The organism is Streptomyces sp. NPDC032745, assembly GCF_055579465.1.
In genome coordinates, this window is sequence record NZ_JBVING010000005.1 from 479,418 (window position 1) to 506,158 (window position 26,741).

At 72.4% G+C, this 26,741-nt stretch carries 27 protein-coding genes; 9 read left to right on the forward strand and 18 right to left on the reverse strand.

Features of this window, described 5'->3' with window-relative positions:
• Window positions 1-67 precede the first annotated feature (67 nt).
• Both ACZ5WG_RS16450 and ACZ5WG_RS16455 read left to right on the forward strand, forming a co-directional pair.
• A complete protein-coding gene (locus ACZ5WG_RS16450; RefSeq protein ID WP_468723719.1) occupies window positions 68-883 on the forward strand; it encodes a helix-turn-helix domain-containing protein in 816 nt (271 codons plus the stop codon).
• A gap of 67 nt (window positions 884-950) precedes the next feature.
• A complete protein-coding gene (locus ACZ5WG_RS16455; protein WP_468723720.1) occupies window positions 951-2,774 on the forward strand; it encodes a serine/threonine-protein kinase in 1,824 nt (607 codons plus the stop codon).
• On the opposite strand, the gene ACZ5WG_RS16460 is transcribed toward ACZ5WG_RS16455, so the two are convergent.
• The 4 genes from ACZ5WG_RS16460 to ACZ5WG_RS16475 all read right to left on the reverse strand — a co-directional run bounded on the left by ACZ5WG_RS16460 (window position 2,746) and on the right by ACZ5WG_RS16475 (window position 8,806).
• The gene (locus ACZ5WG_RS16460; protein ID WP_468723722.1) at window positions 2,746-6,219 is read right to left on the reverse strand and encodes an endo-alpha-N-acetylgalactosaminidase family protein; all 3,474 of its coding nucleotides are present in this window, start codon (window positions 6,217-6,219) and stop codon (window positions 2,746-2,748) included. The two genes, ACZ5WG_RS16455 and ACZ5WG_RS16460, sit on opposite strands and share 29 nt — an antisense overlap.
• A gap of 153 nt (window positions 6,220-6,372) precedes the next feature.
• Window positions 6,373-6,747: a YbjQ family protein gene (locus tag ACZ5WG_RS16465; protein WP_468723723.1), complete on the reverse strand. Its 375-nt coding sequence runs from the start codon at window positions 6,745-6,747 to the stop codon at window positions 6,373-6,375.
• A gap of 72 nt (window positions 6,748-6,819) precedes the next feature.
• Window positions 6,820-7,566, reverse strand: a complete 747-nt coding sequence (locus tag ACZ5WG_RS16470) for a response regulator (RefSeq protein ID WP_468723724.1) — start codon at window positions 7,564-7,566, stop codon at window positions 6,820-6,822.
• Window positions 7,567-7,579: 13 nt separating this feature from the next.
• The gene (locus tag ACZ5WG_RS16475) at window positions 7,580-8,806 is read right to left on the reverse strand and encodes a sensor histidine kinase (protein WP_468723726.1); all 1,227 of its coding nucleotides are present in this window, start codon (window positions 8,804-8,806) and stop codon (window positions 7,580-7,582) included.
• A gap of 272 nt (window positions 8,807-9,078) precedes the next feature.
• Between ACZ5WG_RS16475 and ACZ5WG_RS16480 the strand changes: the two genes are divergently transcribed.
• Window positions 9,079-9,924 carry an SAM-dependent methyltransferase gene (locus ACZ5WG_RS16480; protein WP_468723727.1) on the forward strand — a complete coding sequence of 282 codons (846 nt, stop codon included), beginning with the start codon at window positions 9,079-9,081 and terminating at the stop codon, window positions 9,922-9,924.
• A gap of 48 nt (window positions 9,925-9,972) precedes the next feature.
• Here ACZ5WG_RS16480 and ACZ5WG_RS16485 read toward each other — a convergent pair whose 3' ends face one another.
• Both ACZ5WG_RS16485 and ACZ5WG_RS16490 read right to left on the reverse strand, forming a co-directional pair.
• Window positions 9,973-10,896 (reverse strand): helix-turn-helix domain-containing protein, encoded by a 924-nt coding sequence (locus ACZ5WG_RS16485; protein WP_468723729.1) that lies wholly within the window; start codon window positions 10,894-10,896, stop codon window positions 9,973-9,975.
• 86 nt (window positions 10,897-10,982) lie between these two features.
• Window positions 10,983-11,216: a DUF397 domain-containing protein gene (locus ACZ5WG_RS16490; protein WP_468723731.1), complete on the reverse strand. Its 234-nt coding sequence runs from the start codon at window positions 11,214-11,216 to the stop codon at window positions 10,983-10,985.
• Between the two features lie 315 nt (window positions 11,217-11,531).
• Between ACZ5WG_RS16490 and ACZ5WG_RS16495 the strand changes: the two genes are divergently transcribed.
• Window positions 11,532-12,209: a hypothetical protein gene (locus ACZ5WG_RS16495; RefSeq protein ID WP_468723733.1), complete on the forward strand. Its 678-nt coding sequence runs from the start codon at window positions 11,532-11,534 to the stop codon at window positions 12,207-12,209.
• Window positions 12,210-12,218: 9 nt separating this feature from the next.
• Here ACZ5WG_RS16495 and ACZ5WG_RS16500 read toward each other — a convergent pair whose 3' ends face one another.
• From ACZ5WG_RS16500 to ACZ5WG_RS16520, 5 genes are all read right to left on the reverse strand, one after another.
• A complete protein-coding gene (locus ACZ5WG_RS16500; RefSeq protein WP_468723734.1) occupies window positions 12,219-12,590 on the reverse strand; it encodes an NYN domain-containing protein in 372 nt (123 codons plus the stop codon).
• Window positions 12,591-12,645: 55 nt separating this feature from the next.
• A complete protein-coding gene (locus ACZ5WG_RS16505; protein ID WP_468723736.1) occupies window positions 12,646-13,578 on the reverse strand; it encodes a phosphatase domain-containing protein in 933 nt (310 codons plus the stop codon).
• A gap of 3 nt (window positions 13,579-13,581) precedes the next feature.
• Window positions 13,582-14,796, reverse strand: coding sequence for a T4 RnlA family RNA ligase (locus ACZ5WG_RS16510; RefSeq protein ID WP_468723738.1), 1,215 nt, complete (start codon window positions 14,794-14,796; stop codon window positions 13,582-13,584).
• Between the two features lie 61 nt (window positions 14,797-14,857).
• Window positions 14,858-15,544, reverse strand: a complete 687-nt coding sequence (locus ACZ5WG_RS16515; protein ID WP_468723740.1) for a Rossmann-fold NAD(P)-binding domain-containing protein — start codon at window positions 15,542-15,544, stop codon at window positions 14,858-14,860.
• 18 nt (window positions 15,545-15,562) lie between these two features.
• Window positions 15,563-15,997 (reverse strand): VOC family protein, encoded by a 435-nt coding sequence (locus tag ACZ5WG_RS16520; protein WP_468723742.1) that lies wholly within the window; start codon window positions 15,995-15,997, stop codon window positions 15,563-15,565.
• 131 nt (window positions 15,998-16,128) lie between these two features.
• On the opposite strand from ACZ5WG_RS16520, the gene ACZ5WG_RS16525 reads away from it, so the two are divergent.
• Both ACZ5WG_RS16525 and ACZ5WG_RS16530 read left to right on the forward strand, forming a co-directional pair.
• Complete coding sequence (locus ACZ5WG_RS16525; protein WP_468723744.1) at window positions 16,129-16,815, forward strand: response regulator transcription factor; 687 nt, start codon at window positions 16,129-16,131, stop codon at window positions 16,813-16,815.
• Window positions 16,812-17,531 (forward strand): YoaK family protein, encoded by a 720-nt coding sequence (locus ACZ5WG_RS16530; protein WP_468723746.1) that lies wholly within the window; start codon window positions 16,812-16,814, stop codon window positions 17,529-17,531. The genes ACZ5WG_RS16525 and ACZ5WG_RS16530 overlap by 4 nt, the downstream gene beginning before the upstream one ends.
• 160 nt (window positions 17,532-17,691) lie before the next feature.
• Here ACZ5WG_RS16530 and ACZ5WG_RS16535 read toward each other — a convergent pair whose 3' ends face one another.
• The gene (locus tag ACZ5WG_RS16535) at window positions 17,692-18,645 is read right to left on the reverse strand and encodes a tellurite resistance/C4-dicarboxylate transporter family protein (RefSeq protein ID WP_468723748.1); all 954 of its coding nucleotides are present in this window, start codon (window positions 18,643-18,645) and stop codon (window positions 17,692-17,694) included.
• 146 nt (window positions 18,646-18,791) lie between these two features.
• Here ACZ5WG_RS16535 and ACZ5WG_RS16540 point away from each other — a divergent pair, with 146 nt between their 5' ends.
• Window positions 18,792-19,523, forward strand: a complete 732-nt coding sequence (locus tag ACZ5WG_RS16540) for an SDR family NAD(P)-dependent oxidoreductase (protein WP_468723750.1) — start codon at window positions 18,792-18,794, stop codon at window positions 19,521-19,523.
• 31 nt (window positions 19,524-19,554) lie between these two features.
• Here the strand turns inward: ACZ5WG_RS16540 and ACZ5WG_RS16545 are convergent, their stop codons facing one another.
• Window positions 19,555-20,358 carry a VOC family protein gene (locus tag ACZ5WG_RS16545; protein ID WP_468723751.1) on the reverse strand — a complete coding sequence of 268 codons (804 nt, stop codon included), beginning with the start codon at window positions 20,356-20,358 and terminating at the stop codon, window positions 19,555-19,557.
• 79 nt (window positions 20,359-20,437) lie between these two features.
• On the reverse strand, window positions 20,438-21,538 hold the full coding sequence (locus ACZ5WG_RS16550; protein ID WP_468723753.1) for a carboxylate-amine ligase: 1,101 nt from the start codon (window positions 21,536-21,538) through the stop codon (window positions 20,438-20,440).
• A gap of 310 nt (window positions 21,539-21,848) precedes the next feature.
• Between ACZ5WG_RS16550 and ACZ5WG_RS16555 the strand changes: the two genes are divergently transcribed.
• On the forward strand, window positions 21,849-23,030 hold the full coding sequence (locus ACZ5WG_RS16555; protein ID WP_468723754.1) for an AI-2E family transporter: 1,182 nt from the start codon (window positions 21,849-21,851) through the stop codon (window positions 23,028-23,030).
• A 121-nt stretch (window positions 23,031-23,151) separates the two neighbouring features.
• Window positions 23,152-23,985: an RNA polymerase sigma factor SigF gene (locus ACZ5WG_RS16560; protein WP_468723756.1), complete on the forward strand. Its 834-nt coding sequence runs from the start codon at window positions 23,152-23,154 to the stop codon at window positions 23,983-23,985.
• On the opposite strand, the gene ACZ5WG_RS16565 is transcribed toward ACZ5WG_RS16560, so the two are convergent.
• From ACZ5WG_RS16565 to ACZ5WG_RS16580, 4 genes are all read right to left on the reverse strand, one after another.
• Entirely contained in the window at window positions 23,924-24,436 is a 513-nt protein-coding gene (locus ACZ5WG_RS16565) for an ATP-binding protein (protein ID WP_468723757.1), read from the reverse strand. The genes ACZ5WG_RS16560 and ACZ5WG_RS16565 overlap by 62 nt on opposite strands.
• A 75-nt stretch (window positions 24,437-24,511) precedes the next feature.
• Window positions 24,512-25,885, reverse strand: a complete 1,374-nt coding sequence (locus ACZ5WG_RS16570) for an FAD-binding oxidoreductase (RefSeq protein ID WP_468723759.1) — start codon at window positions 25,883-25,885, stop codon at window positions 24,512-24,514.
• On the reverse strand, window positions 25,882-26,205 hold the full coding sequence (locus ACZ5WG_RS16575) for an avidin-fold protein (protein WP_266661206.1): 324 nt from the start codon (window positions 26,203-26,205) through the stop codon (window positions 25,882-25,884). The genes ACZ5WG_RS16570 and ACZ5WG_RS16575 overlap by 4 nt, the downstream gene beginning before the upstream one ends.
• Window positions 26,202-26,612 carry a cupin domain-containing protein gene (locus ACZ5WG_RS16580; protein WP_468723761.1) on the reverse strand — a complete coding sequence of 137 codons (411 nt, stop codon included), beginning with the start codon at window positions 26,610-26,612 and terminating at the stop codon, window positions 26,202-26,204. Before ACZ5WG_RS16580 ends, ACZ5WG_RS16575 begins: the two co-directional genes overlap by 4 nt.
• Window positions 26,613-26,741 lie beyond the last annotated feature (129 nt).

A 26,741-nucleotide genomic window follows, 5' to 3' on the forward strand; every position in this document is an offset into this window, starting at 1 on the left:
CAATCCGCAGATGCCGACGCCCCCGCACCCCAGTGTCCCCTCCAGCAGCCCCCCGTACAGCAGTTGGATGCGGTACTTCTCCCCCACCGCCAACCACCGGCGGCTCGGCCTGGTCTGCCTCGGCGTCGGGATCCAGCAGGGCCTGCTGCCGGTCGTCGGACCACGGGCCCTGGACCACCACGTCGCCGTCGTCGTCACCCGGGGGCGGGGCTGGTTCAGCCACGGCGGGCGCCCGCCGCAACCGGTGTCCGCGCCCGCACTGCTCTGGCTGGTGCCGGGGGTGGAGCATCACTACGGCCCCGATCCGGAGACCGGCTGGGACGAGTGCTTCGTGGACTTCGCGGGCCGCAGCGTGGCGGCGTACACCGACCTCGGCTACGTCACCCCCGATCGCCCGCTGGTGCCGCTGAGCGGCACGGAGGGAGTGCGGCACGTGGTCGACGGGATCGTCCGGGCGGCCCGGCGCGGCGGCCCGCTGCTGGAGGTGGAGGCCGCCGCGGCCGTGCACGGACTGCTCGTGTCGCTGCGCTACGCCCGCGCCGAAGTGTCGCGGCACGGGGACGCGGTGATGGACGCCCTGGCCCGGGACGCACTGCTGCCCATCTCGGTGGCCGAGCACGCGGCCCGGCTCGGGATACCGCTGCCCGAACTGCGCGGGGCCGTACGGCGCAGCACCGGGGAGGGGGTCAAGGAGTACCTCCTCGGGATCAGGCTGAGCCGGGCGAAGGAGCTCCTGGCCCGTACCGACCTGCCGGTCGCCGGGGTCGCCCGGCGGGTCGGTTACGAGGATCCGGCGTATTTCAGCAGGCTGTTCAGCCGCCGGGTGGGCATGGCTCCGGTCCGCTTCCGCGCCCAGCAGTCCGTACGGGGCCCGGTCCGCTGACGCGGTGCGGTCGTGGGCGGCACCCCCGTTAGGATCTCAACCCTGTGATCATCAAGGGGGATTCCGCATGTCCAACACCGACCAAGCCGTACTGCGACCGCTCGGGCCGGACGATCCTCAGGAGATAGCCGGTTACCGGCTGCTCGCGAAGATCGGCGAAGGCGGCATGGGTTCCGTTTACCTCTCGCGGACCCGCGGGAACCAGCCGGTCGCCCTGAAAGTCATCCGCCGCGAGTTCGCCCGGGAGCAGGACTTCCGGGTCCGCTTCGAACGTGAGGTGCAGGCGGCCCGCCGCGTGCAGGGCTACCACATCGTGCCGGTACTCGACCACGACACCAGCGGTGAACAGCCGTGGCTGGCCACCGCGTTCGTGCCGGGCCTGGCGCTCGACGACGCTCTCGCGACCCACGGACCGCTGCCGCTGCCCGCGGTCTTCCAGCTGATCGGCTGCACGGCGCAGGCCCTGCACTCCATCCACGCCGCCTCGGTGGTGCACCGCGACCTCAAGCCGAGCAACATCCTGCTCGGCTCGAACGGCCCCTGGGTCATCGACTTCGGCATCGCGCGGGCCACCGACACCACCCAGCTCACGCGCAGCGGCGGGTTCATCGGGACGCCGCAGTACATGTCTCCCGAGCACGCCCTCGGCCGGACGGTCACTCCGGCGACCGACGTGTTCGCGCTGGGGCTGATCGCCGCGGTCGTGGCCACCGGCCGCCACCCGTACGGCGACGGCGCGGGACTCTCGATCGCCGCCGCGATAGCCAACACCCCCCAGCAGGCGCCGGATCTCAGCGGCTACCCGGACCCGCTGCGCCAGCTGCTGGAGCGCTGCCTGCACTCCGACGCCGACAAGCGGCCCCAGCCGGCCGAGCTCGCCGAGTGGTGCAGCCAGACGGCGGGGCGGGACCTGCGCGACTTCGGCGGCTGGCTGCCCGCGCCGCTGACCGCGGAGATCGCGCGGCGCGAGCAGTCGGCGCAGGCGCAGGCTCAGGCGCCGGCCCCGGTGCAGGCTCCGGCACAGGCCCCGCCCCCGCCCGCGTACGCGCCGATCCGGACCCCCGAGCCCGCGCAGCCCGCGCAGCCCGCGCAGCCCGCGTACGCGCCCACCCAGGCGTCCGGACCGGTCCCGGTGGCGTACGCGCCGACCCAGGCCCCGGCGGTTGGCCCCCAGGCCTCGGTGTACGGCGCGCCCCCCGCCCCCGCCTACGCTGCACCGGCGGCGGCCCCCGCCCCCGCCCCCGCGCGCAGCCGGATGCCCCTGATCGTCGGCGCGGGAGTCCTGGTACTCGCCCTCGCCGCCGGCGGCACCTGGTACCTCACGCGCAACGAGGACGACGGCACCCGGCAGACCGCGGGCGAGGACAAGGGGAAGACGGCGGACGCCCCGAAGGAGGCGGCGGCGCCTGCGGCGGCGCAGTCCGGCGGCCCGAGCCCCTCGGCCTCGGCCTCGGCCTCCGGCCGCACCTACACCGCGGTGTACAAGGACAAGCCGCTGAAGCTCCTGGCTCCCAGGGAGTTCGGCAAGGTCAACGACGTCGACCTCGACTTCCCCAAGGTGGCCGGCTTTCTGACCGGAGAGATCAGCGGGAGCGACCGGGAGCTGGACATGGGCTACTCGAATGTCCAGCTCTCGACCTCGTTCGGCAAGAGCAAGGGTCCCACCCCCGAACAGTGCGAGACCGGGGCCGCCACCAACCCGATGCCCGACAAGCTGCGGGAGGCGGACCTCATCGGCGCGGACCGCGCCATCGTCGCGGGCGACCTGCTGTGCACCGTCACCTCCAAGGGCAACCTCGCCATGGTCAAGATCGTCAGTATCGAAGACTCGACCGACACGCAGTACAAGGTCCCGACCTACCTCACCGAAGTGACCCTCTGGAAGCGGTAGCAGACCCGGGCCGGTAACCGACGTTGAGTTCCGCGACCGAGCTCCACGGGTTGCCGGCCACCTCGCTCGTGGCCTTGAGCCTCAGGTAGCGCGCGGTGCGGGGCGTGAAGGTGACGTCCTGCTGGGCCGTCGTGTCCGGGAAGGTCCCGGCGGCGGCCGCCGTCCCCCAGGTGACCCCGTCCGTGGAGGTGAACACCTGGTAGTCGGCGATGCGGCCGTTGCTCTGGGTCTGCCGGGGCAGGCAGTGCAGCGCCGAGACGTCGTACGGGGCGCCCAGGTCGAGGGTGATCTCGTGGGGCATCGGCGCGGTGGCGGCGTACCACTCGGTGTGCCAGATGGTGGAGGCGTCGCCGTCCAGGACGTTGGCGGCGGCGCCGTTCTCGCCGGTGGTCTCCTGGCTGTCGACGACCCGGACGCTCATCTGCCCTTGCGGTACGAGGAGTTCACCGCCGCCCGTCGGCCCGAGGTCGTCCACGGTCAGGTCGTCGAGGATCAGGTCGGCCTCGTTGTGCGAGTCCTCCGGGGTCACCTTCCGTACGCCGATCCAGGCGTCGGCCCCGGCGGTGAAGGTGGTGCCGAAGGCGGTGGGCGTACGGGCCTGGTCCAGCGCGGTGGCGGTCTCGGCGGCGCCGGAGCCGGTGATGAACCGGTAGTCCCCGCCGAAGCCGCTCTCGTAGCGGAAGGCGACCTTGTACGCGTGCCCGGGGGTCAGCCGCAACGTCTGGGGCAGGGTGCGGTAGACGAGTCCGGTGCGCTCCTCGTGCGACTTGAGGGAGTTCTGCCCGCCGATCACGTCGTCGACGAGCTTCCCGTTCCAGCCGGCCTGCGTGTACGGGGCGTTGCGCTGGGCCAGGTGGGTGCGCGGATCGGTGGCGGACCCGCCTGCGCCGCCGAACGCGAACGGGCCCCAGCCGGCGTCGACGTTCTCGAAGTCCTCGGCGAAGGTGTGGCCGCCGAGCGGGGTGCGGGCGGAGCGGACCACGCGTACGTCGTCCAGGTGGACGGCGCCGGACCCGGCCGCGGCGGAGAGCTTCAGGGTGGCGGTGGACTGGCCTGCCGGGACGTCGAAGAGCACCTTCATGCGCTGCATCCTGGTGCCGTTCTTCTCGCTGCCGCCCAGGTTGTCGGTCAGGGGCGAGGAGTCGGCGTACACGGAGGCCGCACTGCCCCCTGCGGGGGTGACGGTGAGAGTGGCGGCCCGGCCGGCCGCGGTCGAGACCCAGACGGAGGCGGCGTAGGTGCCCGGCGTCAGGCCCGTGAGCTGCTGGGAGACGGCGGGGGCGGTCCCGGCGGCGAGGGTGAGCTCGTTCTGGCCCTGGGCGTTGCGGGCGACGGCTGCGCCGGCCCCGGTGACGGTCCACGCGTCGAGGTTGCCCGCGTAGAAGGAGGGGTCCTTGACCGGGGTGCCCTCGCCCCACTTCGGGTCGGCCTGGGCGGGCGCGGCGCCGTTGGTGACGAGGTAGGGGGTCTTCGCGGTGGCGTTGACGGTGATCCGGCCGCCGGTGACGGGGAGGTCACCGACCAGCCGGCGACCGGTGTCGGTCAGCTGGTAGAGCTTGGGCGCGGACCAGCCTGCGGGCAGGGTCCAGGTCGTGGAGCCGCCTTTGTCGTTCCAGTGGTACAGCTTGCCGTCGCGCGGGAGCAGGTAGCTGCCGCCGCTGAGCACGGTGCGTCCGCCGGTGGTGATCTTCCGGGTGTTGCCCGTGGTGGTGGCGGTCGTGCCGTTCGCGAGGGTGACCGAGTTGGCGGTCCACTTCACGATCGGGGATTCCTGGAGGTACTTGGTCGGCAGATTGACGGCGAAGGTCGTGTTCAGGAAGGCGGTGTAGTCCTTCTTGCCCTGCCAGCCCTCGTACGCGGTGAGTTCGGCGCCGCCGAGCAGCGGGTTTCCGGCGATCCAGTCGTCCTTGGCGTGGTTGGCGATGAACCGGGCGATGGTGGAGTTGATGCCCTTGAGATCGCTGCCGCCGTAGTTGACGTCGGCCGCCCAGTGGTGCCAGAGGGACTGCTCGGTCAGGGTGTTGGGGAACTCGGTGGCGAGCTGGAAACCGAGGCCGCCGATCTCGCGCTGGAGTTTGCGCGATACGTACCCGTCCCCGTACCAGACGTCCACGTACAGGAAGTCGAGCCCGGGCGCGGCCGTCTTGAGGTCCTGGAGCCGCTTCAGCCGCTCGCCGGACTGGCCGTCCTTGCGCGTGTCCACGTAGTACGACTGGTCGAGCCAGTCCCAGCCGAGTCCGCCGCTCTGGTGTGCTGGGTCGAAGGTCGCGGAGACCGGGTACTCCTCGGTGGCGTTGATGTGGACGCCGAAGTCGGCGTTGTAGGCGTGGCCGGCGGTGGTGAGGGCGTTCAGGCCGGCGGCGCCGCCCGGTTTGGAGCCGATGTTCTTGTAGTCCATGTGTGCGGAGTCGTGGCCTTCGGAGGCGTACCCCTTGAGGAGGACGAACTGGCCGAGGCCGTCGGTGGCGAGGCTGACGCGCTTGGTCTCGTCGAGGGTCTCGGCGAAGGGGTGTGTGGCCTGGGAGGCGAAGTTGAAGGGGATGCGCTGCACGACCCGGTCGGCGGTCCGCTGCCATCCGGTGGGCGGGGTCCAGATGTCGCGGTAGGCGACGGCGGCGTCCTGCCAGTCGACGGCCCCGTCGCCGTTGCGGTCCCCGGTGATCGCGATCCGCGCGTACGGGAGCGGCTCGGTGTCGGTGTCGGCGGCGCCCGCGGCCCGGTAGAGCCAGGCTCCGCTCCACAGGCCGGCGCGGCGGTAGGCACCCCGGTCGGTGACCCGCTTGCTGATCCGGCCGTTCTCCCGGGCGGTGCCGCCGGAGGGGGTGTCGTACAGGGAGTTGGAGTCGATGGCCGCGGCGAGCTTGGCGGTGTTGGCGAGCCCGTACATCACGGTCGTCGCGGCGGGGTCCACGGGGGTGCTCGCGGTGACGGGGGTGAAAGTGTCCCCGGTGCCGGTGGTGGCGGTGTGCATGTTCGCCGTGGCCAGCGCGGCGCCGGGCTGGTCGCTGCGGACGCTGACGAGGTTGTGGTCGGGGATGGCGAGGCTGCGGACGCGCAGGGCGGGGGTGTCCTCGATCGCGGTGACCTTGAAGTCGACGACCGAACCGGTCACCGAGAGCCGGGCCCTGACGGTCACCCCGGAGAAGGACAGCGCGTAGTCCACCGCGGAGGCGGACGGGGTGGAGGTCACGGCGGGGGTGTACGCGGTCCCGTTGACGACGATCGCGGACAGGGCGTCCTCGTTGCCGTTCAGCACGTCCCCGGTGGCCCGCCGGGTGTAGCTGACGACCCGGGGGAAGCCGCTGTCCACGGCGACGGACAGCTCGGCCGAGCTGATCGTCACGGGTGCGGCGGCCGCCGCGGCCGGGGCGGGCACGGAGACCACCAGGGTCGCGAGGAGAGCGGCGACCGCGGCTGCTGCGGTCGGCCGGAAGGGGGTGCGCATCGGGCCTCCGGGAGTCGGCGCTTCCTTGGCGGAAGACCGCACGGCCCGGAGGCCCGCGGTCCGCTCACTGACCAGTCAGCTTGCGGACCGCACCGCCGCAGGCCCATGGACAAAGCAGAGCCCCGTCCTGGACTTACGTGGCGGATGAGCGGATCAGGTGGTGGCGGGGACGATCACGACGGCCGTGCCGTACGCACACACTTCGGTCCCGACGTCGGCGGCTTCGGTCACGTCGAAGCGCATCATCAGGATCGCGTTCGCGCCGCGGGCCTTCGCTGCCTCGATGAGCCGCTCCATGGCCTGGTTGCGGGTCTCCACCAGGGTCTTGGTCAGGCCCTTGAGTTCGCCGCCGATCATCGACTTCAGGCCTGCGCCGATCTGGCTGCCGAGGTGGCGGGAGCGGACGGTGAGGCCGAAGACCTCACCGATGACCTGCTCGACCCGGTAGCCGGGGACGTCGTTGGTCGTCACGACCATGACGCCGGTCTGCTGGGCCGCCGGGCCGCCGCTGTAGTCATCGATACCCATGGGACCCACTGTGGCGGCGGGCCCGGGCCCGCGCATCCGGAGGGGGTCCGATCCGGCCGTTGGGACCCGGGGTCAGGTCAGGCGGGCGACGAGGCCGGACTCGTGGGCCAGGACCACGGCCTGGGCGCGGCTGGACACGCCCAGCTTGCTCATGCAGCGGTGCACGTGCGTCTTGACGGTGGCGGCGCTGAGGACGAGCCGCTCGGCGATGCCGGTGTTGGACAGGCCGGCTCCGACCAGGCCGAGCACCTCGCGCTCGCGCGGGGTCAGGGCGGCCAGACCGGGGTGCGGGTCCCGGGCGACCGGGACGGCGTACGCGGCGATGATCCCCTGCAGCGCTCGGGGGCTGAACAGCATCTCGCCCGCGTGGACGGTGGCGATGGCGGCGAGCAGCCGTTCGGGCGGGGTGTCCTTCAGCAGGAAGCCGCTCGCCCCGACCTGCAGGGCCCGGAAGACGTACGCGTCGGAGTCGAAGGTGGTGAGCACGAGCACCTTGGGGCGCACGGGTTCGGCCCCGGTAGCGGTACCGGACCCGGTACCGGCCGGTGCATCGGCCCCCGCCTCTGCCTCCGCCTCCGCCCCCGACTCGGTCGCGGCCCGTGCCCCGGCGAGGATCCGCTCGGTGGCGGCGATGCCGTCGGTGCCCGGCATCCGGATGTCCATCAGGATGACGTCGGGCCGGGTCTCGGCGGCGAGCCGGACGGCCTCCTCGCCGCCCGCCGCCTCGCCGACGACCTCGATGCCGGGCGCGGCGCCCAGGAGCGCGCACAGCCCGGACCGGATCAGGAACTGGTCGTCGACGACGAGCACACGCAGCATGACCGCCTCTTTCCTAAGCCTGGGCGCCGGTGGCGGCCCGGGGGACGGGGACCCGGAGTCTGACCTCGAAGCCGCCTTCCGGTGCAGGTTTGGCGGTCACCGTGCCGTGGTAGATCGTGGCCCGCTCGCGCATGCCGATCAAGCCCTGACCGGCGGATCCCGGGGCGGCGGCCGAAACACGTACCCCGGTACGGGCCTCCGCACCGGCCGGCGTGCGGCCGCTTCCGTCGTCTCTGACGCGTACCGAGACCTCGTCGTGCGCGTAGTGCACGTGGACGGTGGTCTGCGCGGCCGGGGCGTGCTTGATCACATTGGTGAGCGCCTCCTGTACGACGCGGTACGCGCACAGGTCGATCCCGGGCGGCAGCGCGTACGCCGTCCCCGTGATCCGTACGTCGACGGGCACGCCGGCCTCGGAGACCCGCTTGACCAGTTCGTCGAGGCGCCCGAGCCCGGACACCCTGGGTGGCTCCTGCGCTGCGGGCGCGCGGCCGTCCTCACGGAGTACGAGGAGCATCCGGCGCATCTCCGCCAGGGCCTCGTGGGCGCTGTCCCCGATGGTGTCCAGGGCCCGGCGGGCGGTCGGCGGGTCGGAGGCGAACACGTACCCGGCGAGGCCGGTCTGGACGGAGATCACCGAGACGTGGTGGGCGATGACGTCGTGCAGCTCGCGGGCGATCTGGATGCGTTCCTCCATGACGGCCCGCCGGGCCTTCTCCTCCTGTTCCCGGCGCAGTTGCCGGGTGAGCTCGCGCAGCCGCCGGGCGCCGTCGCCGGTCACCCAGCAGACGATGGTGGTCACGGTGACGAAGCCGACGCTGAGCGGGCCGATGCCGGGTTCGGCGAGCCGGGTCCCCCAGAGCAGGACGAGCAGCGCACCGACCGCGCATCTGGCCGAAACTCGCCGCTCGCGGAGCGAGGCGACGGTGTACAGCGCGAGCGCGAGGCCGCAGACGGCGACGGCGTGGTAGTAGCCGAGGGTGAAGTAGCAGCCGGTGCTGAGAGCGGTGCTGATCAGGACGGCGACCGGGAAGCGGCGGCGGAGCACGAGCGGCAGGTAGACCGCGGCGAGCAGGGCGTAGGCCAAGGCGTCGGTGTCCCGCCAGTAGCCGTTGGGGTCGGGCCAGTTGCGGAGCATGGTGGTCGAGATCCAGAGCGAGCCGATGGCGTACACGATCTCGCCGGCGGCCGGCAGCGCGGCGCGGAGCCGGGCCATCGCCGGATGTGCGGACAACTGCACGTCAACCCCCTTGAGTACACCCCTGGTTGTACAGGGTGACCCCCCAGCGGGGTAGGCGGATTTCACCCTGTGGATGGGCGAGCCCGGCGGACCGGGCGCGTAGATTTCCCTGAGCCGGACCAAGCCGGCACCGGCCCTGCCCCGCGGGGCCCCGCCACGCGGCCGTGCCCGTTCGGGGGCGGGCACGGCCCCGCGTACGCCGGTAGGGGTGGTGGCCGGTCTGCGGCCGACTGCCTACCATGGGCGGTCACCTCAGCCGGAGGACAGTGCCCATGGAGTCGCCGCAGAACCCGTCGGGACACCCGCCGCCCGCACACCCGCAGACCCCCCTCATCGACATGCACACCCCGAGCGTCGCCCGGATGTACGACTGGCTGCTGGGCGGGGTGGAGAACTACGCGAGCGACCGCGAGGCCTGCGCCCGGCTGCTGGAGATCGCCCCCAGCACCCAGCTCCTGGCCCGCAACAACCGGGCGTTCCTGCGGCGCGTCGTGCGCATCCTGGTAGAGGAGTACGGGATCCGGCAGTTCCTCGACCACGGCTCCGGTCTGCCCACGCAGGACAACGTGCACGAGGTGGCGCAGCGGGCCGATCCCGGCTGCAAGGTCGCGTACATCGACAACGACCCGATGGTCCTGGCACACGCCCAGACCTCCCTGCACGAGGACGGCCGCACGCTCGTCCTGTCCAAGGACCTGCGCCTGACCCGGCAGATCCGGCAGGACACGGACGGTTTCCTGGACTGGGACCGGCCCATCGCGGCCCTGTTCGTCTCCGTGCTGCACTGCCTGCGGGACACGGACGACGAGAACGATCCCGCGGCGGTCGTACGGAACACCGCCGCGCAGCTGCCGCCGGGCAGTTTCATGGTGATCTGCCAGCTCGTCAGCGACGATCCGGTCGTCCGCCGCGACGTGACGCGGCTCATGGACGTGACCACGCACGGCACTTGGGGCCGGGTGCGGGAGACCCACGAGGTGCGCCGGTACTTCGACGGGCTGGACGTCCTCGGGCCCGGGCTCGTCGACGTGGTCGACTGGCGGCCCGACGCCCCGCCGCCGCCCCTGGGGAACCGGCCGCGGGACTGGGTGGAGTGGGGCGGGGTCGGCCGCCTCTGAGAGCCTGAGAGCCTGCCGGCCGACTCCCCTGCCGGCGCCGGGCGCGTCCTAGTCGTCGCCGGCGTGGCTGAACTGGTGCTTCGCCTCGAGGATCAGGTCGACGCTCTCGTCCTTGGAGGCCGCCGCGTTCCGCAGGTTGCTCAGGGCGTTGCGGTAGTCGTCGAGGCCCCGCGGCCTCGTCACGTAGTTCGCGCCGTTGATGTGCTCCACGTACGCCAGCTCGGCGTGCTCCCCGTCACGGAACTTCAGGTGCGTGATCGGGTAGGGCGGTGTGGCCCCGTACTCACGGGTCATCCTGAGGATGCGGATACTCACCTTGTCGGTGTCGCCGGCGCGCAGCAGGTGGTTCAGCTGCTCGTGCATCACGGCCGCGTTGCCGCAGCGGCGGTGCAGTACGCCTTCCTCGAGCAGGGCGGTCACCCGGGGCAGCGGGCCGTCCATCAGCCGCAGCTGCCGTTCGGTGCGCAGCTCGACGACCCGTTCGACCTCCTCGGGGTCGGCGCTGGGCATGACCGCCCGGACCATGTACCGGGCGTAGTCGCGGGTCTGGAGGATGCCGGGGACGACGAGGTTCTCGTAGACGCAGATTTCCTCGGCGTCGCCCTCCAACTGGATCAGTCGCCTGAGGAAGTCGGGGGTGACGTCGCTGAACTGCTCGTACCACTCGGAGTCCTGCGCGTGTTCCAGGAGCCGTTCGATCGCCCGCATCTCTTCGGCGTCGACTCCGTAGTACCGGGCGAGGTCCCGTACGTCGCGCGGTTTCGGCGGGCTCTCACCGCGCTCCAGCCGGCTGATCTTCGAGACCGATCCGCGGATGACCGGTGCGACCTGGCGCAGGGTCAGGCCGCGGGCCTCGCGGCACCTGCGCAGTTCCTGCCCCAGCAGGCGGTCGGCCGCCGCCCGGGCCGGATCGTTTCCCATCGGCAGGACGGGAGCGACGGGCTCGGGCAGCGGCTCAGGGAGGGCGGGCATCAGAACTCCCTATGACTGGGGCGATGGTCCGTCACAGCATGGGCCGCCTCCCTCTGCCCCTCAAGCCGTGGCCCCGGCTTGAGGCGTCATCCGGTCAGATGGTCGAATTCCGCATGTTTGGCGCCGTCGATGAACGCCTCGATCTCGGCGGCCGTGAACACCAGGGCCGGACCGTCGGGGAAGCGCGAGTTCCGCATCGCCACGGCGCCACCCGCCAGTGCGGCGACCTCCACGCAGTTTCCGTTGCCCACGCTGGCACTGCTCTTGACCCACACCGCGCCGGGAATCTCGCTCGCCACCACGCCGTTGTCCATCTGCATGATCGGACCCCTCCTCGTCGGACGCGCACGACCGTGCGGACCCGTGTCGGATCGCACGACGAGCACTGACAGAAATGCTAGCCAGATGTAGGGGACACCGGAGTCCCTCGAACGGGTGCCTCGGCTGAGCGGCGTCCCGAATGGTCGAACTCCGGACGCAAGGGTAATTTATTGAGCATTTCGGGCTAAACGGCGGTGCGTCACCGGGTCGGTACGACCCGCCCTCGCCATAGTCGACCGTGGCGACCGACTGGTTGCCGCCCCGGCCCGCGACTCGCCGCTGCCGGGCGGATGTCTTCGTAGAGGAGCCTGCACATGCAGAAGCCCACCAGGACCGTCCTCGCTCTCGCCGCCGGAAGCCTGGTGCTCGGCTTGGTCGGCGCGGGCGCCGCCGTCGCGGACAACGGTCCGGTGTCCGGCACGCCGTCGCGGAAGCTCGTCCTTCTCGACCCGGACGACGACCAGTCCGGCACCCACAAAGACAAGAAGTACACCGTCGGCAAGGTCGTCTCGCGGGGCCCGCTGAAGATCCGCAGCAAGCCCAACACCCGTGCCGACGCAGTGGGCCACGTGAAGCCGGACCAGAAGGTCGCCATCGTGTGCAAGACGTACGGCGAGTCGATCGACGGCAACAACATCTGGTACCGCCTTCACATCAAGGAGGACCACAAGCCGCAGGACGGGCGCGACGAAGACAGCGAGTCCGCTGAAGACAGCGAGTCCGCTGAAGACAGCGAGTCCGCTGAAGACAGCGAGTCCGGTGAAGACAGCGGGCGCGGTGAGCACGGCGAGCGCGGTGAAGACGGCGGACGGCAGGACGGGCAGGACGGGGAGGACGGGGAGGACCTGCGCAACGGGAAGGACGGCAAGGACGACAAGGATGGCAAGGACGGCAAGGACGGCAAGGAGCACAAGGACCGCAAGGGGCACAAGAAGGCCTGGATCACCGCCCGTTACGTGAAGAACCTGGACCACGTGAAGTGGTGCGACTGACCCTTCCGGTCAGCCCGCCGGGCGTACGGTACGCGGCCCCACACACTCCGCCCCGTACGCCCGGACCCGCTCGCGCAGTTCCCGGTCCGCCGTGACCACGACGCAGCCGCGCTCCGCGAAGGAGGCGGCCAGTTCCACGATCCGGTCGTCACCGCTCCCCGGCGCCGAGTCCACCCGTACTCCGGGCACGGACTCGACGCCCCGGGCGGCGCCCTCGACGACGAGGATGATCTCCTCGATCGGCCCGGTCTCCCCGCCGCCGGCCGGGTCCCGCTCCGCGAGGCGGTCGCGCAGCCGCTCCGCCGCGCCCCGCCGGTCCCGCCACCAGCCGTCCGGTACGGAACCGACGACGTTCGCGGCGTCCACGATCAACACGCTCATGGCCCCAGTATGGGCAGGACCGGCGCTCGCCCTCGCCGCCCGTGCCAGCCGGCGCCTAGAAGTCGCCGTAGTTGACCTGCCAGGTGGGCAGGCCCATCCGGCGCCAGACCGCGACCACCCGGTCCCGGTCGTCCAGCGACACCCGTACCGCGTACCGGTGGCGCACGTGCGCGTCGAACAGCTCCGCCTTCACCACGTCGTCGCGGCGCGTGTCGCCGAGCGGGCGCATCCACAGCTCGTCGTACGGCACCTCGTGCCGCTGCAGCCACGCCTCCGTCTGCGGCCGGTGCTCCTCGCCGCGCCCGGACAGCAGCACGATGGTGTCTCCGTCGGCGCGCCGGAAGGCGTCCAGCGCGTACCGCACCGGCTCGTTGAGCACGTCGATCTCGCAGCGCGAGAAGTCGTACGGGCTGCGGTCGCCGGTCAGCGCGAGCGTCCCGTCGATGTCGCACATCACCGCCGAGGGCAGCGCCGGGTCGGCCACGTACGGCTCGACCGTGGGCTGGTCGTTCAGCCACTCGGCGGTGAGCCGCCAGCCGCCCCTCTTGGCGCTCATGTGCTTGTCGTTGAGTATCCGGATGATCTCCTCGCCGACCGGCCGCTCCCGTGCGGCGTCCCGGCGCAGGCACTCCTCCACCGGCACGTCGGTGAAGTCGTGCACGACGAAGGTGGCCCGTCCGGCGACCGCCGCCTTGAGCCGCTTGGGGATGCGGGAGGTGAGGTGGGTGTTGTCGACGACCACGTCGAAGCCGTCGTCGACGGCCGCGCGCACCGCCGCGTCCTGGACGGCCAGGACGGTCTGCTCGTGGCGGTACGAGCGGCCGCGCTCCGGGTCGGGCAGGTCGAGCATGGCCCGCAGGTCGTCCAGGTTGACGCGGCGCATCCGGCCCGCGGCCTCGGCCTGCAGGGCGCGCGCGGCCGTCGTCTTCCCCGAGGCCGGCAACCCCGTCATGACATGGACGACGGGGCGCGCGGGGTCTTCGGACACTGGTCAGTTCTCCTCATCGGTGGTGAAGGGGTCGGACGGTTCCGGCCGCACGTCCCGCCATACGACGAGCTCGGTGGGCCGGTCGTCCAGGCGCAGGAACATCGCGGGACGGATCCGGCGGTCGGGCAGGGCCTGCACGGCGCGCGCGAACGCGCCCCGGTCGCCCGCCAGCGGGGCGAGCTGTGCGAACGCCTCGTCGATGGCGCGCTCGCGCTGCGCCGCCGCCTCCTCGAGGCGGGCGACCACCTCGCGCACCCAGGTGTCGAACTCGTCCGGCACCTGCTCCAGCAGCGCGTCGAGCGGCTTGCCGCCCGAGGCCTCGATGTCGGCGACGGTGCAGTGCAGGCCCTGCGCCAGCTCCTTGACGGGCAGGCCGGCGAACCGCTCGATGCCGTGGCTGCGCCAGATGTCCCGCTCGGTGACGCCGGTGACCAGCTTGTGGAGGCGTACGTACTCGGACAGCTTGGCCTTCGCGCGCACGCCGGAGGCGAACCGCAGTACGAAGCCCTCCGCGTCGGTACCGGCGGCGCTCTCACCGCCGGGCAGCGTGTTCGACTCGGCCAGCGCCAGCAGCTCGGCGAGCGGCATGGCGGGCCACACCGTGACGACGGATCCGATCCCCTGCCAGTGGACCGCGGCCTCGGCGAGCGGGACCTCGGTGCCGTCCAGGGCGAACGCGGCGAGGAGCACCAGGTCCCGGCGGTCGCCGTAGTCGACGACGATACGGTTCTGCGGGTACAGGATCTCCGCGAGGTAGGTCACGCCGGGGACGAGGGCCGAGGTGTCCCGGCCGTCGAGGTGGCGCTGGCCCCAGGTGGCCTGGGCGCTGATGAAGGATCCCTTGGACGCGACGCGCCAGCTGCCCGCGTAGTGGAAGACCACGGCGAGGCTGCCGTCGACCTTGTCGTACACCTCGAACGGCTCGTCGGGCAGGGCCGGTGCGTACGGCTGGCCGGACTCGTGCTCGCCGACGTTGAAGAACTTCGGCAGCGGCAGCGCGACGATCGCGCCGGTGGAGTCGTCGGCGACGAGTCCGCGGCAGCGCGTGGTCACCTGGTTCCAGACGCGCCCGTACTGTGCCGTCCGCGTGTACGTGTAGATGGACAGCGGCAGTTCGGGGTGCGACTTGCGGGTGACGTGCCCGGCGTCGATGGCTGCCGCCAGCTCCTGCTGCGGCAGCAGGTCGTGCAGCGTCGGGTAGGCCTGGTTGTGGCCCATGGGTTCCTCCCGGTTCGAGATGGTTCATTCTCACGTGCGGGAGGATGTGCCCGGTACTGAATTATCGCTGGTCCGGCGGGCTCTGGGCCAGGCGGTTGATGTCCTGTGGCCGCAGGATGCGGGTGCGGACGCCGGCTCCGGGTCTCGCGACGTTGATCATCGCGCGGCCGAGCTCCTCGGTGGTGGTGACGAGGTTCGGCGCGAAGCGGCGGAGCAGCGGGAAGAGCGGTGCGGTGACCAGGTAGGCGGCCCGGTAGAGGAGGGTCTTGGAGGGCATGCCGCGTACGGGCTGCACCAGGCCGGGGCGGAACATGTAGGCCTGGAACGGCAGCTGGAGCAGGTCGTTCTCCGTCTCCCCCTTGACGCGGGCCCACATGGAACGGCTCTGCTCGGTGCTGTCCGTGCCCTCCCCGGAGACGTAGGCGAAGGTCAGCCGGGGGTTGGCGGCGGCGAGCGGACGGGCCGCGGCGAGGGTGAGGCCGTGGGTGACGCGGCGGTAGTCCTGCTCTTTCATACCGACGGCGGAGACGCCGAGGCAGAAGAAGCAGGCGTCGTAGGAGGCCAGGTCCAGGTCCGGTGCGGAGAGGTCTGACGGGTCGTCCTGGATGCGCTCGCGCAGTTTGGGGTGGGAGACGCCGAGCGGGGTGCGGCCGACGGACAGGACGGCCGTGACGGTGTCGTCGCGCAGGCACTCGCGCAGAACACCCCGGCCGAGCATTCCGGTTCCGCCGAAGAGGATGACGTTCACGGGTGCAGCCTAAGCGGCCTAGTGCGAGACGCAGAGTTCATTGCCTTCCGGATCGGCGAGCGTGGTCCACGTGTAGGGGCCCTGGCGGCCCTCGTGCAGGTGCCGGGCGCCCTTGGCGATCAGTCGCTCGACGACTTCCTGCGGGTTGTCGGAGCCGGTGCGGACGTCCAGGTGGACCCGGTTCTTGACCCCCTTCGGCTCGGGGACGAGCTGGAAGAGGACGCGGGGCGCGCGCTCGAGCCCCTCGGGATGGCGGATGGCGGCGCCGGCCTTCCAGACGAGGGCTCCCCGGTGGGTGGTGGTGTCGTCGTCGGTGGCGTGGCCTGCGGCGACCATCTTGCGGATGAACTCTTCGTCGGTCGGCTCCACTTCCCAGCCGAGGGCGTCGGCCCACCAGTCGGCGAGGGGGTGCGGGTCGGCCGAATCGATGGTCACCTGGAACGTGTATGCCATGAGGGGACCCTACTGACGGCCACTGACAGCCGCCACGCGGCAAGCCTCCTCGACTCGGGTCGTTCGGTCGGTGCCGCTCCTGCGGCGGGTACGGTTTCTGCCGGACGTCCCTTTCCGAACGGGGTTCGCGCATGGAATTCGGCCACGTGGGGCGGGTGGTCATCGCCGACGACGAGCCCGTGGTGCGCAGGGGGCTGCGGACGTCCGTCGAGTCGACCGGCGCATTCCGTGTGGTGGCCGAGGCCGCCGACGGGCACGAGGCCGTCGAGGCCGTACGGGCGTACCTGCCGGACGTCCTGCTGCTGGACATCCACATGCCGCGGATGAACGGGCTGGAGGCGACGGCGGCGCTGCACGCACCCGATTCCGGTGCCGCCCCGCACATCGTCGTGACGACGGGCCTCGGGCTCGACGCGGACGTGGAGCAGGCCCTGGCCCTCGGCGCGGACGCCTTCCTCCCCAAGGACACCCCCCGTGAGGAACTGCTCGCCGCCCTGCGCGCGGTGCAGGAGGGCGATGCCGCGATGTCCCCGCAGGTGCTGCGGGACGTCCTCGACGGCCTGCGCACCCCGTCCGCGGGGCAGCGCCGGCAGGCGCGGGAGCGGGTGGACGTCCTGTCGGCGCGGGAGGCCGGGGTGCTGGGCCTGGTCGCCGAGGGGCTGGCGAACCGGGAGATCGGCGAGCGGCTGCAGCTGGCGGAGGACGCGGTGAAGGATCTGGTCGGCCGGATGCTGGCCGAGCTGGACGCCGCGAACCGGCTGCAGCTCGCGATCCTGGCCCGTACCGCCGGCCCGGGGGCGGAGGGTCCGCCGCAGTGAGGGCCGCTGCCCGGCGCGGGTTCCTGCGGCCGCTGGCCGCGCTGCTGTTCCCGCCGGGGCCGGAGGGCGGGAGCGGGCCGCACGGGGTGCTGCCGACGCTGCTGATCGGGCTGACCTTCGTGAGCGGGGTGGTCGACGCGGTGAGCTTCCTGGGGCTCGACCACGTCTTCGTCGCCAACATGACCGGCAACGTGGTCTTCCTCGGCTTCGCGCTCGCCGGGGACCGCGAACTGTCTGCCACGGCCTCCCTGCTGGCGCTCGCCGCCTTCCTGGCCGGTGCGACGGCCGCCGGGCGGCTGCGCCGCGGCCGGGAGCCGGTGCGGATGTTCGCTCCGCTGGTGGCGGTGCAGGCCGTACTGATGGCCGGGGCGCTCGCTCTGACGGCGGGTGGGGGCGGGCCGATGCCGGTGGTGGGGCTGCTCGCGCTCGGCATGGGTCTGCAGAACGCCGTCGTGCTCCGGCTGGCCGTGCCCGACCTGACCACCACCGTCGTCACCCGGACGCTGACGGGCCTGGCCGCCGGACCATGGGACCGGACCGCCGTACGCCGGCTCGTGTCGGTGGCGGTGCTGTTCTCAGGGGCCCTGGCGGGCGGGCTGCTGACGCTCCACCACGGATCCCGCTGGGCGCTGGCGCTGGCGGTGGTCCTGCTCCTCTGGATCGCGGTGGCGGGCGCAGCAACGGCCGCCGAGCGGCCCGGCCCGGACAGCCCCTGAGGGCTGTCCCGTAATCCCCGGTGGATCAGCGCGCGGCGTCAGATGCGGTGCATCGCGAGGCGGAGGAACGTCCTCATACCGGGCGTATCCGGGTGTTCCGACAACGCGGCGAGGCGCCGTAGCTGTCGTCGCGCGCCCGCCGGAGATTACGGGACAGCCCTTAGCGGTGCCGGGGGCCGGAGTGGCTGGCCACGAGGGCGGCGAGGGTCAGCAGCCATGCGCCCACGGCGATCCAGAGCAGGATCTCGCCCAGCGGGAACAGCCATCCCACCCCGGTGGGGTCGGCCGCCGAGAGGCAGGCGGTGGCCGTCATGCCGAGCGGGAAGACGGTCGCCCAGCGCCGGATGTCGTAGTGCGGCCGCCACTGGCGCAGCTCGGCGGCGAGGAGGAGCGCGTACCAGCCGAGGGACAGGGCGAGTGTCACCAGCGTGACCGTACGCAGCGCCGTGTGCGCCGGACCGGTCCATACGGGTGAGGCCGTGAGCTTCGATCCCGCCAGCGCCGAGATGGCCAGTGCGCCGCCGGCCACCCAGTGGTCGCCCGCGCCCCGCACCACCTCGCGGAGGTCGAAGTGGACGAGGGCCACCGCGTACAGCAGGAGGCCCAGGCAGAAGGCTGCGAGCGCGGCCCGGGCGAGCCAGTCGCGGTGGAGGGAGGCGGCCAGGATCGCCGCCAGGACGGCGAGCCCCTGGGTGGCCACGCAGACGAGGAACGCCGCCCCGGGCATCCGCCGCTCCCAGTGCCGTACGACGGCGAGCAGCAGCCAGGGCCACAGCGCCGCCGCCAGCACCAGCAGGGCGGCGGCGAGGCCCTGCCACCCCTGCAGGGAGAACCGGCATCCGAGCACGGTCGTGGCGGCCACGGCCGTCAGGGCTGCCGGGGTGTAGGCCTCGGCCCGGAAGCGGCCCCGGTCGCCCACGAGCCGGGCGGTGAAATCGGCGGCGAGTACGAGCCACAGGGCGGCGGCGACGACCAGCGCCGCCAGGGACAGCAGGTCGGACCCGATCAGGTGCAGGCCGACGGAGAGGATGCCGGCGGCCATGACGGCGGCGCCCGCGGCCGGGGGCAGTTCCGTCCACCATCGGCGGCCGGGCAGGGGGAACACCTGGTTCACCGTGCCAGCGGACACCGCCCGCCCGCGGCCCGCGAGCGCGGTGGGCCATTGGGCCCACAGAGCCGCGCGGGCCGGGCGGAACCCGGCCCGCGTGCACGGCGCACGGCCCTTGACTTCCCCGGGCGGCTGCCGGACTCTCTGCGCTCATGGGACAGCTCGACGGCAAGGTCGCGGTGATCACGGGCGGGTCGGCCGGCATCGGACTGGCGACGGCCCACCGGTTCGTACGGGAGGGTGCCCGGGTGTTCGTATCCGGGCGCCGCGAGGCCGAACTCACCTCGGCTGTGGAGGAGTTGGGAAGCGCCGCCGTCGGGGTGCCGGGTGACGTCACCAAGGCGGCCGACCTCGACCGGCTGTTCGCTGCGGTCGCGGCCGAAGGCCGGTCGATCGACGTCCTGGTGGCCAACGCGGGCGGTGGGAAGGCGGGCGGCGTCGCAGAGTTCACGCAGGAGCAGTTCGACACCGTCTCTGACCTGAACTTCCGCGGGACCTTCTTCACCGTGCAGCGGGCGCTGCCGCTGTTCGGGGAGCGCGGTTCGGTCATCCTGCTCGGCTCGACGGCAGGCTCGGCGGGGTCCACCCGGTTCGGCGTCTACGGAGCCACGAAGGCGGCCGTACGGTCGATGGCGCGCAGCCTGGCGCTGGAGCTCGCGGGGCGCGGGATCCGGGTGAACGCGCTCAGCCCCGGTCCGATCGACACGCCCGCCCTGGCGCGGGCGCCCGCCGCCATCCTGGAGGAGGTGACGTCCGGGGTGCCGCTGGGCCGGACCGGCCGCCCGGAGGAAGTGGCAGCGGCTGCGCTGTTCCTCGCCTCGGAGGAGAGCAGCTACATCACCGGCATCGAACTGTTCGTGGACGGCGGAGCCGCCCAGGTCTGACCCGCCGCCCGGTTCACCCCGCCGCCCGTGCTCAGGCCGTCCCGGGCTCCTCGCGGGCGGCCGTGAGGGTGAACATCGCCCCTTCGGGGTCGCGCAGGGTGACCCAGCGGTCGGTGGTGCTCGAGACGATGGTCGACAGGGTGGTCCCGCCTGCGGCGGTGGCCGCCTCGATGGCCTCGTCGAGGTCCGGGACGCGGAAGTAGACGTGCCAGCGGGGCCTGGTCTCCGGTGCGTGCGCCGCGGCCTCGGTGATCCCGCCGTTCAGGCGGGCGACGGGCTCGCCCGCCTGCCGCAGGACGACCTGGTCGTTCTCATAGGAGACCTCGCAGCACCCGGGGCGGCCGGTGGCCCATTCCAGTACCTCGCCGTAGAAGATCGCCGCCTCGAAGGCGTCCCTCGTCCGCAGCTCCAGCCAGGCGGGCGCCGGGCCGCGGCCCACGCGCCAGTCGGCCGACACCCCGCCGGCCCAGATGCCGAAGACCGCGCCGTCCCGGTCGGCGACCAGGGCACCGCGGCCGCCGGAGGGGAAGGAGACCGGACCGACCGCGATGGTGCCGCTGCGCTCGCGGATGCGGTCCGCGGTCACATCGGCGTCGTCGACCGCGAAGTACGGGGTCCACGCCACGGCGACCGCCAGGTCCGCGGTCAGCGTCCCGATGCCGGCGACCGGCAGCCCGTCCAGCTCGGCGACCGTCCACTCCTCGCCGAGCCGCGCCCGCCGGAATTTCCAGCCGAGGACCGCACCGTAGAACTGCTGGGCTCCCTGGAGATCGCGGGCCATCAGGCTGACCCAGCACGGGGCGCCGAAGACCTCCCTCGTAGAAATCTCCACCATTGCACGCTCCGTCCTTCGTCCCGCTCATCCTCGCGTCCGGGCGGTGGCCCCGCACGTCGGCGAGGGCGGCCGGCAGTGCTCAGCCCCCGGTCACGGCGCCCTGCCCGGTGATCAGGTCGGCGAGGGCCGCCATGCCCCCGTCCGCGAGGGCCCGGCGCTGCCGGTCCGCGGGCGTGCCCTGCTGGAGGAGCCGGTGCAGCAGGGAGCCCACCTCGCGCTGGTCCCCGGCCTCCTCCAGTGCGGGCGTGATGTACCGCATCAGCAGCCACAGCACGTCGCCGGCGCTGCGCCGGTGACCCTGCGGGTCCATGAGGGTGCTGTCCAGGCCGTGCCGGGCCGCGTGCCACATGGCCGCCTGGAGCAGCTCGTGCGAGCACTCGGGAGGTGCCACTCCGGCCTTCTCCTCGGCAATCGCGGTGCTGACCAGCGCGCGGACGATCCCGGTGAGCAGCACCGCGTCGCTGGCGTCCAGCTGCACGTCCAGGCACCGCACCTCCAGCGTGGGGTAGCGCTCGGACAGCCTGGCCTGCCAGTAGAGCTGGCCCCGGTCGGCGATCAGCCCCGCCTCCAGCAGCGCCTCGATGCGCTCCTCGTAGTCGGCGAGCGTACGGAAGAAGGGTGTCGGGCCGCTGACCGGCCAGCGGCCGAAGACGATCGTGCGCCAGCTCGCGAATCCGGTGTCGCACCCGTCCCACAGCGGCGAGTTCGACGACATGGCCAGCAGCGTCGGAAGCCAGACCCGCAGCCGGTTCAGGGCCGCCACCCCCATCTCCCGGTCGGGCACCGCCACGTGCACGTGCATGCCGTTGATCAGCTGCTCGTCGACCAGCCGGCAGGCCTCGTCCCGCATCTTGAGGTACCGCGAGTTCTGGGTGACCGGGACCGGCACCGTGTCGCGCAGGGGCGCCGCCGCCGAGCTGGCGAGGCGGCAGCCGTACTCCTCGGCGGCGGAGCCGACCGCGTGCCGCAGGCGCAGCAGGTGACCCGCGACCTCGTCCAGGTCCGTGCAGACGGGTGTGGCGACCTCGACCTGGGCCTGGAGCAGCTCGTTCTGCACCTCGCCCTCGCCCACCCATGACACGAGACCCGCTGCGGCCCGCACCTCCTCCGCCCGGGCCACGGGCAGATGGGTGACGGGATCCAGCAGGACGTACTCTTCCTCAACCCCGACCGTGATCATGTCGCGCGGGACTCCTGCTCTCTTCGGGCTCCTCGGCGTCTGTGGACGCCGTCGGAAGAGCGATGCGCACCAGCTTCACCTCCTCTGGTTCCCATGGCCCCGGCACGGTCGGTGCCCGTCGTCCGCGGTCCTGCGGGCCCTGCTCCTGCCCCGCGGGGAGCGCCTCAAGCAGGAGAGGCGGACCCGGCCACGGGGCGCGGGCATTCGGCGGTTCCTTCGGGCGAATCTGGCTCCTGGTGCGTGGGGTACCGGATCCAGCGTGGCAGTTCACAGGGAAATGCACCCATCGGGCCACCGGCAGAGGCGGTACATGACCAGGCGATCCGCAGGGCGGCCGGAGTCCCGCCCGGCCGGGGCGCGTACGGAGGGGCCGCGCGGCCGGGTGGCCGCCCGCCGCGCCCGCGCCCGCGGCCGACGCCCGGGCGGGAGGCCCGCCGTCAGGCCGTCCGCGGCCTCCGTGTCGCCCCTGCTGCGGACGGCCGCGGCCTACTCCTGGCGGCTGCTGGCGGTGGGCGCGGTCGTGTACACGGTGTTCATCGTGCTGGGGCGGTTCCACGAGCTCGGTGTGGCCGTCTTCCTCGGCCTGGTCGCCACCGCGCTGCTGCGCCCGGTGGCCGATCTGCTGGATCGGTGGATCCCCCGCTCCCTGGCCGTGGCCTGTGCGCTCGTCGGCAGCATCGTGCTCGGGCTGGGCGCGCTCGCGTTCGTCGGTGAGACGGTGGCGGCGGAGTGGAACTCGCTGGTGGCGGAGTTCCGGGCGGGGCTGGACCGGCTCGAGCCCCTGCTGGAGCGGCCGCCCCTGCGGCTGAGCCCGCATGCGCTGGGCGATCTGCGGGACCGGATCGGCGACTACCTCTCCAGCCATCGCGCGACCCTGCTCAGCACGGCCGTGACCGGGGCCGGGCGGCTGGTGGCGGCCCTGACCGTGGTGGCCCTGTCGCTGTTCTGCTCGGTGTTCTTCATCTACTCGGGTGACAGGCAGTGGCGCTGGCTGTGCTCCCAGTTCCCGCAGGGCGCGCAGCAGCGCATCTCGGTCGCCGGCCGGGCCGCGTGGCGCACGTTCACCGGGTACACCCACGGCATCGTGCTCGTCGCCGCGACCAACGCGATCCTGGTGGGGATCGCGCTCTACGCCTTGGGCGTGCCGCTGGCGGTGCCGCTCGCGCTGCTGGAGTTCTTCGCCGCGTTCGTCCCGCTGATCGGCTCGCCCGTCGCCCTCGCGGTGGCCGTGGTGGTCGCGCTGGCTGCCAAGGGGCCGCTGGTCGCGGCCCTGGTGGTCTGCCTGATCGTGATCATCGGGCAGATCGAGGGGCATGTGCTGCACCCGATGCTGATGAGCTGGGCGGTGCGGCTGCACCCGGTGGTCGTGGCCCTGTCGGTGGTCGCGGGGGCCATCGCCGCGGGCGTGCTGGGCGCGGTGGTGGCGGTGCCGCTGGTTTCGGTCGTCTGGTCGGTGCGCCAGGCCCTGCGGTCCCCTGAGGCAGGGCTCTGATCTGCGGTTTCCAGAATGCGCGGCTTCATATCACCCGGACGGGGGTATATCCCGGAGGACAGCTCACGAGACGGCCGTGCTGCAGCCCTCTGCGGCGCGACCACCCGTCGGAGGAGCCGAGATGCCGTACGCAGACGTCACCGAAAGCATTCCGCAGGACACGCTGAGTGTGAGCACCGGTGAGGCCCGGACGCTGTCGGGGGCGCTGTTCCACCGGCTGCGGGCCCTCGACGAGGGCAGCTCCGAGTATTCCTACGTACGCAACACCCTCGTCGAGCTCAACCTGAGCCTGGTGAAATTCGCCGCCCGCCGGTTCCGCGGCCGGAGCGAGCCGATGGAGGACATCGTCCAGGTCGGCACGATCGGCCTGATCAAGGCCATCAACCGGTTCGACCCGGAGCGCGGGGTGGAGTTCACCACCTTCGCGATGCCGACCATCGTCGGCGAGATCAAGCGGTTCTTCCGCGACACGAGCTGGGCCGTCAAGGTGCCCCGGCGGCTCCAGGAGCTGCGGATCGACGCCGCCAAGGCGCACGACGCGCTGGAGCAGGACCTCGGGCGCGAGCCCACGGACGCCGAGCTGGCGGGGCGGCTGCACGTGACGCCCGAGGAGCTCGTGGAGGGGCAGAAGGCGGCGCACGCGTACTCCGCGCGCTCGCTGGACGCGCCGGTGCAGGAGGACGGCGACCGGAACGCGTACGCCGACCGGCCCTCGCTCGGGGAGGAGGAGGCGGCGTACGACACGATCGAGTGTCTGGAGTCGCTCAAGCCGATGCTGGCCGAACTGCCCGCGCGGGAGCGCACCCTGCTGTCGCTGCGCTTCGGCCAGGGGCTGACGCAGTCCGAGATCGGCGAGCGGCTGGGGCTGTCGCAGATGCACGTCTCGCGGCTGCTCAACCGGACGCTGACCGCTCTGCGGACGGGCCTCCTCGAGGACGGGCCGCCGGAGCCGTGAGCGGCACCCGGACTTCCGCCCACACCGTCTTGCCGACCTGCCCGTCGGCGTAGGGCTCCCAGCCCCAGCTCCGGGCGAGCCGGTCGAGGACCAGCAGGCCGTGCCCGCCCGGCAGGGCGGAACCGGCCGTCCGCAGGCGACGGGGGTGCTCGGGGCTCCCGTCGCCGACCTCGATCCTGAGCCGGCCGGCGCTGCGGCGCAGCACCAGCGCGCGGGGGCCGCCGCCGTGGATACAGGCGTTGCTCACCAGCTCGGAGACCAGCAGCAGGACGTCCTCGGCGGCCTCCTGCCGGTCCGGGTCGTACGGGTGCTGCTGCGCGCCGGGCCCGCCGGTGGGCTCGTCGGTGATCCAGCGCCACTCGGTGAGCGCGCGGCGCGTGAAGTCACGGCACCGGGTGACGGCTCCGTGCGTCCCGCCACCGAGAAGCAGCGTGCGGGTCTCCTCGCTCATGGAAGCCGCCTACCCAGGCCGGTGCAGAAGATGCGCAGGATGCGCCCGGCTACCGGCGGGACCGGCGGGGTCCCGTCACGTTCCGATGCCCTGCCCGAAGGTGAAGAAGCCGTCCGGGTCCACGCGCTTCTTGATCTCCACGAGCCTTGGATAGTTGGCGCCGTAGTAGGCGGTCCGCCAGTCCGGCAGGTCCGGGTCGATGAAGTTCTGGTACGCGCCCTCGCCCACGTACGGCGCGACCTCTTCCTGCAGACCGGCGAGCCAGCGCAGGTTCGCCTCCACGGTGTCCGGACCGTCCTGCTCGGTCCAGGAGGCGTCCATGCTGACCAGGAACTGTGCGTCGCGGTGGACGAACGCGGTGTCGGCCGGGGCCACCCGGTTGATGGCGCCGCCCCAGGTGTACAGGGCCAGGCCGCAGCCGTCCGGGTTGCGGCTGCCCGGCCGGCGGGCGAGCCGGGCCATGACGGCGGCAACGGCCTCGGGGGGCAGCGGCTCGGCGGCGAAGTTCGTCCGTACGGCGAACGCCCCGGCGGAGGTCTCGTGCAGCAGGTAGTCCTGGGCTTCCCAGAACGTGCGGTCGGCGATGTCCTCGCGTACCGGCCGGGTCGCCGCGAAAACAGGGGCGAGCAGCTCCCGCAGTTCGCCCGCGGGTCCGAGGTGCAGACCGACGGCCGACACCACGGGGTCGCCGTCGGCAGCGGCGACTCCGAGGCGGACCGAGAACTCGTCCGGTGCGTGCCGGGCGGCCTCCTGCACCGTCGCGAAGGCCGCCGGGGCATCGGCCCCGTCCCACAGCAGCAGGCAGGTGGAGACGTCGGGCACCGCGGTGGCCTGGAAGGTGAAGGACAGGCTGATGCCGAAGTTCCCGCCTCCGCCGCCGCGGCAGGCCCAGTACAGGTCCGGGTTCTCCTGGGCGTCGCAGGTCAGCACCTTCCCCTCGGCGGTCATGAGGGTGGTCCGGACGAGGGCGTCCGCGGTGAGTCCGAGCTTGCGCGAGGTGGAGGAGGAGCCGCCGCCGAGCGTGAGGCCGGCGATGCCGACCGAGGCGCCGTTGCCCAGCGCGAACGCCATCTCATGGGGTTGGACCGCCGCGTGGACGTCGGCCATGCGGGCCCCGCCGGCGGCCGTGACGAGCCCGGTGGAGCCGTCGGCGACGACGGTGTTCAGCGCGCTGAGGTCGAGGACGAGGCCGGTGTTGACGGAGTGGCCCGCGTAACTGTGGCCGCCGCTGCGGGCGACGAGGCCTACGCCCGTGTCGCGGGCCCACTCGATGGCGTGCCGTACGTCGCCGTGGTTCGCCGCGGACACGACACCGCTCGGCGTGGTCGAGGCGTAGCGGGTGTTGAACGGGGTGCTGGACTCGCGGAAACCGGCATCGCCGGGCCGCAGTACGCGGCCCGCCACCGTCTTCTCCAGACGCTGCCAGTCCGCCTCGGATGCGCCGTTCACTGCACCTCTTCGATGTAGGAGATCCCCGTAGCGGCGTGCGGACCGTAGCGTTCCCAGACCTCGCGCAGCCGCAGGCGGCCGTCCTCGGCCACCTCGGGTGTGTTGACCGTGCGCCCGCAGACCACCTCGCCGGTGGCGAACACGAGGGTGTAGCCCATGGACAGGGTGCCGTCCGGCGTGCAGGTGCCGACGGTCCACCCGCGCCGCACCTCGCCGCCGACGACCTCTCCCCAGACCAGGTCGCCCTGCTGGTGGTAGACGGCGACGGTGCGCACGTCGCCCTGCGGCTTGCGGAACCTGCGGCCGTCGTAGTCGATCACGTGACCGTGTCCGCTTCGGTGTTCTGCGCGGGCTGCCCGGCGAGGAACTCGGCCGACATGCTCCGGCCCCACCAGATCGCGTAGTAGGAGAAGTCCGTGTCGTGCTCGTTGACGATGTGGTGCTCGGCTCCGCCCTTCATGAGCGCGATGTCCCCTGCCGCGAGCTCCCACCGGCGGCCGTTGCAGACCACCTCGGCGCGGCCGGCCATGGCGATGAACATCTCGCGCTCGCGGTGGGCGTGCGCCTCCGACACGTCGCCGGGGCGCAGGACGCACCATGCACCGCGGAAGGGCGCTTCCAGCCCCGGCCAGGGGTACAGCAGCTTGAGGTCCAGGCCGTGTTCCCGGAGCAGGTGGTCCGGCTCCGCCGTGCGGATCTCCACGTCGGGTTGTTCCTGGTCGGTCAACGTTCCGCTCCGATCGACGTCTTTGCGTTGCGGCGTTGCGGTGTTGCGGCATTTCGGGATTGCGGCATTGAGGCGGCGGGCGACATCGATCAGGCTAGAAGAAGGCGACTCCCTTTCGACAGGGGAATT